Raw genomic sequence first — 8682 nt, 5'->3', positions numbered from 1 at the left:
GCCCCCAGCCCGATCAAACTTTGCGTCACCACGGTGGGCATCACAAACACGGCGAGCCCGATCAACATCCCGATCGTGGCGAGCCCAAAACCGTAATGCCATCCGTAGGTCTCGCCGACGTAGCCGCACAACAACGGACTCATTGCGGCACCAAGATTGATGCCCATGTAAAAGATCGTGAAACCGCCGTCGCGTTTACCGCTGCCCTTGGGGTACAGCGATCCGACGATCGTTGAAATGTTGGGCTTAAAGAAACCGTTACCGACAATCAACAGCGACAACGCGATGAAAAACGGCCACTGTGCTTCGTAGGTCATCAACAAGTGGCCGGCGGCCATCAACACGCCACCCAAGATCACAGCGCGGCGTTGTCCTAACACGCGGTCGGCCAACAAGCCGCCGAAAAACGGCGTCATATAGACCAGCGCGGTGTAGGCACCATAGACCGTATAGGCTTGTTCATCCCCATATTTCAGGAACCCCTTGATCATGTACAGGACCAATAGGGCGCGCATGCCGTAGTAGGAAAATCGTTCCCACATCTCGGCAAAGAACAGCGTGTACAACCCTGTCGGGTGCCCAAATAAAGTGGATTGGCCGTCGTGCAGGTCGGCATCCGAACGCGTGGGGTTTACAGAATCGTCAACGCTCATCGTGAATTCAAATTCGGGAAATGCAGGTTCGAGGACAGGTTAAGATGCCGAAGCAACATGGATGAAGTTGGGGAGTGGGAGTCGTTGTGTTCAGCCTTTGGCCACTTCGGGGGCACCCACAAGCGAGGGACCTTTGCCGTCGTGATAATAGACTCGGTTGCGGCCAATGTTTTTCGCAGCGTAAAGCGCCTCATCGGCCCGTCGCACCACAGGGCTGGCGACGAGGTCATCGCGAGGCTCACTGACCCCGACGCTGATCGTGACGGACAAGGGTTTGCCGCCCAAATCGATTTGGTGCGACGCCATCGTTTTGCGAACCTTGTTCATTTTGTCCGCAGCGATTTGCAGCGGACCGTTCATCAAGATCGCGAACTCTTCGCCACCAAAACGGGCGACAATGATGGCGTCATCAAGTTCTAAACGCAGCAGCTTGGCGACTTGCTGAAGCACTTGGTCGCCGACTTGATGCCCGTGCGTGTCGTTAAAGTTTTTGAAGTGATCGATGTCGATCAGGGCCAAGGCAAACGAGCGGCCCCCCTTGCGAAACGTTGCGAACGTTTCATCAAGCTTTTGGTCGAATGCACGACGGTTGTGCAATCCGGTCAAAGCGTCGGTGCGAGCTTCGGTGAGATAGCTCTCGATCTGCTTGGTTTGTTTATCGAGCTGGCGTTCGGCCGATTCCAGCCGAGTCTGCAACTGCTCGTTGCTCTCCATGATCTGTTTCAATAACGCGATCACTTTGGGAGCCGCTTGAGTGGTCTGGGCATCCACCCGCACCTCGTTGCTCAATTCTCCCAATCGCGTTTGATACTGCGAAACGCTGCCAGAGTATTCGTTTGTCCAGGCTCCGAGCTCTTGCAGCATTTGCAGGACGCGTTCGCGTTCGTCTTGAGACATCGCTACCCCCGCGGCTTGGTTATGTTTGCGTCCGAACCGGTACCCTAGCGTTAGCCCCACGGCCAGCAGCACCAGGCCTGAGGCAATACCCACCATCGTTGGGACAAGGTTTCCCTGCAATAGTTCTTCGTTGATAACCGTTTGCCCAATAATAATTAACGAGGAAGTGCACCGAGCGGGATGGCTAATAGTGGACCGGGTCGCCAGCGGGGTTCGAGGCCAATTGCTCTCCACGAGCGATCACAACCAACCCGCTTTCGGTGACGGTAAAACCGCGAGCCTCATCGGCCGCACGATCATACCCGATTTCCGTTTCTGCTGGGATGCGGACGCCTTTATCGACGATAACACGGCGTAAACGACAGCGACGCCCAACTTCGACCCCTTCGAACAAGATACTGTCTTCGACGTGGGCATAGCTGTTGATCCGGACGTTGGGACCGACGATGCTGCGTGCCACACTGCCGCCGCTAACAATCGCTCCTTGGCAAACCAACGAGTCGAGAGCTTCGCCGCGTCGCGAGGAATGGCCTTCGCTGCCGAAGACAAATTTCGGTGGCGGCAGCATCGGCTGAAACGAGCGAATCGGCCAATGTTGGTCATACAGATTCAATTGCGGATCGACGCCGACCAAGTCCATATTCGCTTCGTAATACGCGTCGATGGTACCGACGTCACGCCAATAGGCATCGCGTTTTCGATTCTCGTCCAAGAACGGAAAGGCATAAACGCCATGCTTTTCGATCGCCGCAGGGATGATGTTCTTGCCGAAGTCGTGATCGCTTTCGGTCCGAGTTGCATCATCACAGAGCTGTTCAAACAGGAACCGCGCGTTGAAGACGTAGATACCCATCGATGCCAGACAGACATCGGGATCGTCGGGGGTCGGCATCGGATCGGCCGGTTTTTCTTGGAATCCGGTCAAGCGGTTATCCAAGTCGACCTGCATCACCCCGAATTGCCTCGCTTCATCACGGCTGACCCGCAGGGCGCCGATCGTGATATCCGCCCCCATTTTGCGATGGAAATCGACCATCGGCTTGTAGTTCATCTTGTAGATATGGTCGCCCGCCAAGATCACGACGTCTTTGGGCTGTTCGCTCTCGATCGCGTAGATGTTTTGATAGACGGCATCGGCGGTGCCTTGATACCAATTATTGTCGATCCGCTGTTGCGGCGGGACGACGTCGATAAACTCGCCCAATTCGCGGCAAAAATAATTCCGCCAGGAAAGGTTGATGTGCCGATCGAGCGACTGGGCCTTGTACTGCGTCAACAACAGCATGCGTCGCATCCCGCTGTTCAGTGCATTGCTGAGAACAAAGTCAATAATCCGATACAGGCCTCCGAAGGGGACTGCAGGCTTGGCCCGGTCTCGCGTCAAAGGTTCCAGACGCGAACCCCGCCCCCCGGCCAAAATGACCGTCAATGTATCTCGCATACGATTTTATTAGCTCCTTGCTTGCTTTGGATCGCCCGGTAGATCGATCGCCGGTGAACCGATCGATAGCGTACCAGATTAGCCGCTGGAAATGTCTAGCCCCGGAGCGTGAATGAGCGCATTTTTGGCCTACGGTTTGCTCCGATTACGCGGGTTCTCGGGCACGCTGTCGCATCGGCAGACCACGGTGGTTTCAATCTAGGCAGACTTCGCCAAGTTTGCGGTCTGCCGGGTAGGTTTTACCGCTCTTTGGCCGCCGCGGCACCACGCGACTCAGCAGCCTCCTAGCGCGCTCATCACACTTGCGGCACGCCGCGAAGTGTGATGCCGCTACACTCCAGAGACGCCACATCGCTGGGGGATGCAGCGAGGCTCGCTACAATGAGGGTTGGTGCGGCGATCTCGCTTGGGTAAAGATAAGTGGGGCAAGGACAGTTTTTTTAGATTCGATTCGTTGGGAGTCACCGTGATGGATAATTTGTGGAAGCGTGTAAGCGCCGTGTTGGCGGCGATGTTGTTTGGTTCGCTGTTGACCGGTGCCGTGCTGAGCTTGCCTGAGTCGCTGCACCGCGATAGCCTCGCTCAAGACCAATCGCGGGTACCGATGCAAGGCCAACATCTCGACACCGCGCAGGATCTGTCGCTTTCGTTTCGCAACGTTGCCGAAGCTTTGCGGCCAAGTGTCGTCAGCATCAGCACCAAGCAAACACAAATTGTCGGGGGCCGGCAAAACCAGCGACGCGCGTTACCGCCCGGCTTCGAAGACTTTTTCGGTTATCAACCTCAAGCTCCTCAGCGGCGTGAATCCGAAGGGATGGGCAGCGGCGTGATCGTCCGCAAAGACGGCTACATCCTGACCAACAATCATGTCGTCGAAGGCGCCGACGAAATCAAAGTCCAACTGAACGACGGACGCATTGTTCAAGGAAAAATGGTCGGCACCGATCCACAAACTGACTTGGCGGTGATCAAGGTCGATTTGGATGGACTGCAACCCGTACTGCTAGGCAGCTCGGACGACATCCGGGTTGGCGATTGGGCCTTGGCGATCGGCAGCCCGTTTGGCTTGGAGCAAACGGTCACTGCAGGAATCATCAGCGGAAAGAACCGAGTGCAAGGGATTGTCGACGATGGAAACGGCTTCGAAGACTTCCTGCAAACGGATGCTGCGATTAACCCAGGCAACTCGGGCGGCCCCTTGGTCAACCTGCGAGGCGAATTAGTGGGGATCAACACGGCGATCCTGTCACGCAGTGGTGCAAGTGCTGGGATCGGGTTTGCCATCCCTGTCTCGTTAGCCAAACCGGTGCTCGAATCGATCATCGAATCAGGCCAAGTGCGACGTGGCTTCCTGGGAGCCCAGGTGGTCGATGTGACTCCCGAGAGCGTTAAAAAGTACAACCTCTCGGTGAACTCAGGTGCATTGATCGGTGGACTGCTCGAGAACCAACCGGCAGCGAAAGCAGGCCTGCAACCCGGCGACGTGGTCACTAAGTTGGATGGCCGACCGGTGCGATCGGGAACGCAACTGCGAAACTATATCGCCAGCCGTCCACCAGGCGCCGCCGTGGTCATGGAAATCATCCGCAATCAAAACACATCCCAAGTCACCGTGAACTTGCAGGAACGAACGGACGAGGCGATGGCAATGTTTGGCGCGGGATCGCTGTTTGGCGCCGAACTGATTCCTGTGACTCCGGAAACCGCCAAACAATACGGCTACGAAGGACTGCGAAGCGGTTTGATTGTGGCGAGTGTCGAGGACGGCAGCATTGCCGCCCAGGGCGAATTGCAGGTAGGCGACGTGATTGAATCGGCAGCGAACATCCAAGTATCCTCGGTCGATCAATTGTCACTGATCTTGGACGAATCACAAAAACAACGGCAACCGTTACGATTGGTAGTCCGGCGTGGCAACGCCCGAATGCTGTTGGTCGTCCGCTAAAAACACGGCCGATTCAGCTCAAGGTAGTGGATGAGGCAACGAATCCCGCAGCATCCCCGCTTTCGCAAGAGAGGGGATTCGTAGCCTGATCGCCCGCTGCGGATCGTGCCGGAGAACGATGGGCTTCGCCCATCAATGGCGAGGGACTCGTTGCCTCGTCCACTACAGTTGCGAGGGACTCGTTGCCTCGTCCACTACGGTTGTGGTGGGGATTGGTGAACTCTTCCAACAACTCTCTTGCATGCGTTGGATTTCAGACGGATTCTCGGTTGTTGATTTTGCGTAAAACGGTACATTCGTAAGGATGACTGCTACTGCAAAACCGCTGCCGACCATCCGTCAATTACCCCCCAATCTCGTCAACAAGATCGCTGCGGGCGAAGTGATCGAGCGACCAGCTTCGGTCGTAAAAGAGTTACTGGAAAACAGTGTCGACGCAGGCGCCTTTCGCGTCGAGGTGACGATCAATGGCGGCGGCACCGAACTGATCCGCATCAGCGACGATGGTTGCGGAATGACGACAGAGCAGTTGCCGCTTGCCGTGGCCAGCCATGCGACCAGCAAATTGCCCGACGAGGAGGCCTTATTTCACGTCCACACCCTGGGGTTCCGCGGCGAAGCATTGGCGTCGATCGGCAGTGTTTCGCAATTGACGATTCGCAGCCGCACTGTCGCCGACGACTGCGGATCGGAAATCAATGTTCGCGGGGGTGTGATCGAATCGCCGACGCCCTGCGGATGCCCGGTCGGGACAGTGATGGAAATTCGCAATCTGTTTTTCAACACTCCCGTACGCCATCGTTTTTTGAAGACGGCGCAGACCGAGCGGGGGCATATCGTCGAAGCGTTTACGCGAATCGCGTTGGCCAATCCCGACAAGCACTTTGTCTTGACCTCCAATGACAAGACGCTTTACGACTTGGCGCCGACGACACGATGGTCGGACCGAATCGCGGAATTTTTTGGTGGCGAGATTGCCGATTCGCTGATCCCCATCGAAAGCGACGACTCTCAGATTCGCGTCAGCGGTTATGCTTGCGACCCGTCGGTCAGCCGCGGCAACAATCGCATGCAGTACATGTTCCTAAACGGCCGGCACATTCGCGATCGTTCGCTGCAACACGCCCTGACCGAAGCTTACCGCGGGCTGTTGATGGTAGGCCGTCACCCGGTGTGTTTTCTAAGGATGGAAATGCCAGCCGACATGGTCGATGTCAACGTGCACCCGACGAAGTTAGAAGTGCGATTCACCGATGGTGGCCGCGTCTATGGACGATTATTGCAAACGCTACGATATCAGTTTTTAAAAACCAACATGACACATCGTGTCGGCCCTGCGTCGACACCGCAAACCGACACCGATTCAAGTGGCGGCACACAAAGCAGTGACGTCGTCGCTCCCGCACCGAGTGTGCTGGGACTTCCCAGCCGCGTCGAAGCCGAACAGCGTCAAGGCGTGATCAATTGGGCGCGTACGGGCGAAAGCCCCTCAATGCCAGCGAGTTTGTCGCCCACGAGTTCAATGCCAGCGGGCGCATCCCCAGCAAGCACCTCGCAATCGATGCCATCGATGTCGGTGCCGGGATTCCGCCCCTTTCCCGGCAATGCTCCGTTCCCCGCGAATCCATTGCCAGCGGGTGGCGCCCCCGGCAATGGCGATGCAGCGGCGGGCGCCGCAGTGCCGCCGACCGATCCGGCAACAGGCGAACCTGCCGAACGGGCTCCGTGGGATCCCCAGCCCGCCACAAGCGATGGCAATCCGACGGTTTGTTATCTGGGGTTTCAAGTCCACAACCGCTATCTCGTCACGCAAGACGAGAAGGGGATGGTGGTCATTGACCAACACGCGCTTCACGAGCGAGTGCTTTACGAGCGAGTCAAGGACAAAGTGCTAGGCGGATCGGAGCGATTGGAATCGCAGCGATTATTGGTTCCCGAGCCTGTTTCGTTGACCCCGGCCGAACGCACCGCGGCGCTTGATTCCAAAGAAACGCTAGCCAAGATTGGCATCGAGATTGACGATTTTGGTGGCGAGACGATCTTGATCCAATCCTACCCGGCGATGCTAAAACGCATGTCGCCTGGGGACATGCTGCGAACGGTATTGGAATCGGTGATGTCGGCAGGCAAAGAACCGGACGCTCAAGACCTGCTGAATCATTTGCTAAGCACGATTGCCTGCAAAGCCGCCGTCAAAGCGGGCGACCCGCTCACGCGAGAAGAGATCACCAGTCTGCTGGAACAGCGTGATTTGTACCAGGACACGCACCATTGTCCGCACGGACGCCCCACCGCGTTGTTCTTTAGCCGAGACGAACTGGATCGCATGTTCGGTCGCCTGGGGCCTCGCGGACGCGCCAAAGGGTAATCATCAAGCGACTCTCGGCAAAGCGACGTTATAAAGCGATGCCAGATCGCCACAGGGTCAGCGGCGGACGCGGTCACGAGGGCGAAAATCTTACCCCACAGGCACCACAATCGTTCCACACCGCGGCCGGCATTGGTCTAAACTATAGAATGCACGCGCCTCTTCGAGTGTGGAACGGAGCCTTATCTAGTTGACTCGAGCCTCACCCTGAAAGTCCCCCATGCGGAAACGCGGGGCCCTACAGGGTGGAACTCGATCAACACGGTTCGCGTGCGTTTCCGTTGCACCTAACAAACGAGTCCATGATGGCATCTATTTTATTGTGCGAAGACAGCCCGACGCATACGGTGCTGATGCAAACGTTGCTCGAAGACGACGCTCACGAGGTTCGTTGCGCTCAGGATGGACGCGAAGCGATGGCATCGATTGCCGAGCACATGCCCGAGTTGGTCGTCACTGATTTGCGAATGCCCAACATGAACGGACTCGAACTAGTCCAAGCATTGGTGTCTGAACAATCACAGTTACCCACGGTGGTCGTCACGGCGCGAGGATCCGAGGACTTGGCGGTCGACGCACTTGCATTGGGCGCGGTGAATTTTGTCCCCAAAAACTCACTCAACATGCTGCTCAATCCTGTTGTACGGCAAACGATCGCCTACTCGGGCAGCGATCGATTTTCGCAGCCGCTGTCGGGACAACTGCGTTCACCGGAATTCTATTTCAAGCTGGGCAACTATATTGAATCGATCAATCCGGCGACTCAGATTGTCATTCAAGCCTTGGCGGCCTCGGGAAAGCTCAATCCCACAAACCGAATCCGCATCGGCATGGCGGTGGCTAGCGCATTGTTTAATGCGATTTGCTATGGCAATCTGGAACTCAGCGACGAAGATCCGATTGTCGCCAAAGTCATCGCCGGAGACACAGACAGCCAGGCCGAGCTGATGAAACTTGCAGCGTCAGACCGCTATCGTAAACGCAGCGTCCACTTGAAGGTCTCCGGTGGCGACAAGGACACACGGATCTCCGTTTCCCATGATGGCAATGGCCGTCTGGCTCGTTTTAATCCCGCCCCCGGAACCCCCGAATCGTTTGAATTGGAGCAGTGCCGCGGGATGATGCTGATCACCAGTTTTATGGACGAGGTGATGTTCAATTCAGGTTTCAGCGAAGTCGTGATGGTCAAACATCACGCGTAGCGTCCGCGTGACGACGCAGCGGCCCACGGCACTGCAATCCACGCTCTGGCGAGTCCTCATTCCGCTTCGCGGCACCCTAAATAATGAAAACGGCGGTTAGTGTATAATTTACGATGGCTGACGTGTGAGTTGGGTCGCAGATCGTGCTCCACTGGCGTCTAGAGCCCGTTGGCGAG

Annotated in this window: 6 protein-coding genes; 3 read left to right on the top strand and 3 right to left on the bottom strand. The window is 56.6% G+C overall.

Annotated elements, in window-relative coordinates:
- From ABX962_RS22600 to glgC, 3 genes are all read right to left on the bottom strand, one after another.
- A partial coding sequence (locus tag ABX962_RS22600; RefSeq protein ID WP_372722541.1) for a peptide MFS transporter occupies positions 1-653 on the bottom strand: 653 nt, incomplete at its 3' end.
- Between the two features lie 90 nt (positions 654-743).
- Positions 744-1646, bottom strand: coding sequence for a GGDEF domain-containing protein (locus ABX962_RS22595; RefSeq protein WP_372722539.1), 903 nt, complete (start codon positions 1644-1646; stop codon positions 744-746).
- A gap of 88 nt (positions 1647-1734) precedes the next feature.
- The gene (gene glgC, locus ABX962_RS22590) at positions 1735-2991 is read right to left on the bottom strand and encodes a glucose-1-phosphate adenylyltransferase (RefSeq protein WP_372722537.1); all 1257 of its coding nucleotides are present in this window, start codon (positions 2989-2991) and stop codon (positions 1735-1737) included.
- Between the two features lie 469 nt (positions 2992-3460).
- Between glgC and ABX962_RS22585 the strand changes: the two genes are divergently transcribed.
- The 3 genes from ABX962_RS22585 (at position 3461) to ABX962_RS22575 (ending at position 8506) form a co-directional block, all read left to right on the top strand.
- Complete coding sequence (locus ABX962_RS22585) at positions 3461-4936, top strand: Do family serine endopeptidase (protein ID WP_339942582.1); 1476 nt, start codon at positions 3461-3463, stop codon at positions 4934-4936.
- 304 nt (positions 4937-5240) lie between these two features.
- A complete protein-coding gene (mutL, locus tag ABX962_RS22580; protein ID WP_372722536.1) occupies positions 5241-7304 on the top strand; it encodes a DNA mismatch repair endonuclease MutL in 2064 nt (687 codons plus the stop codon).
- Positions 7305-7606: 302 nt separating this feature from the next.
- Positions 7607-8506 carry a response regulator gene (locus ABX962_RS22575; protein ID WP_372722535.1) on the top strand — a complete coding sequence of 300 codons (900 nt, stop codon included), beginning with the start codon at positions 7607-7609 and terminating at the stop codon, positions 8504-8506.
- The last annotated feature ends 176 nt before the right edge of the window (positions 8507-8682 follow it).

It is taken from the genome of Novipirellula sp., assembly GCF_041583735.1.
In the GTDB taxonomy this organism is placed as follows: domain Bacteria; phylum Planctomycetota; class Planctomycetia; order Pirellulales; family Pirellulaceae; genus Novipirellula.
Note: the sequence above shows the minus strand (reverse complement) of the source record. Positions and strands in the feature narration are given on the sequence as shown.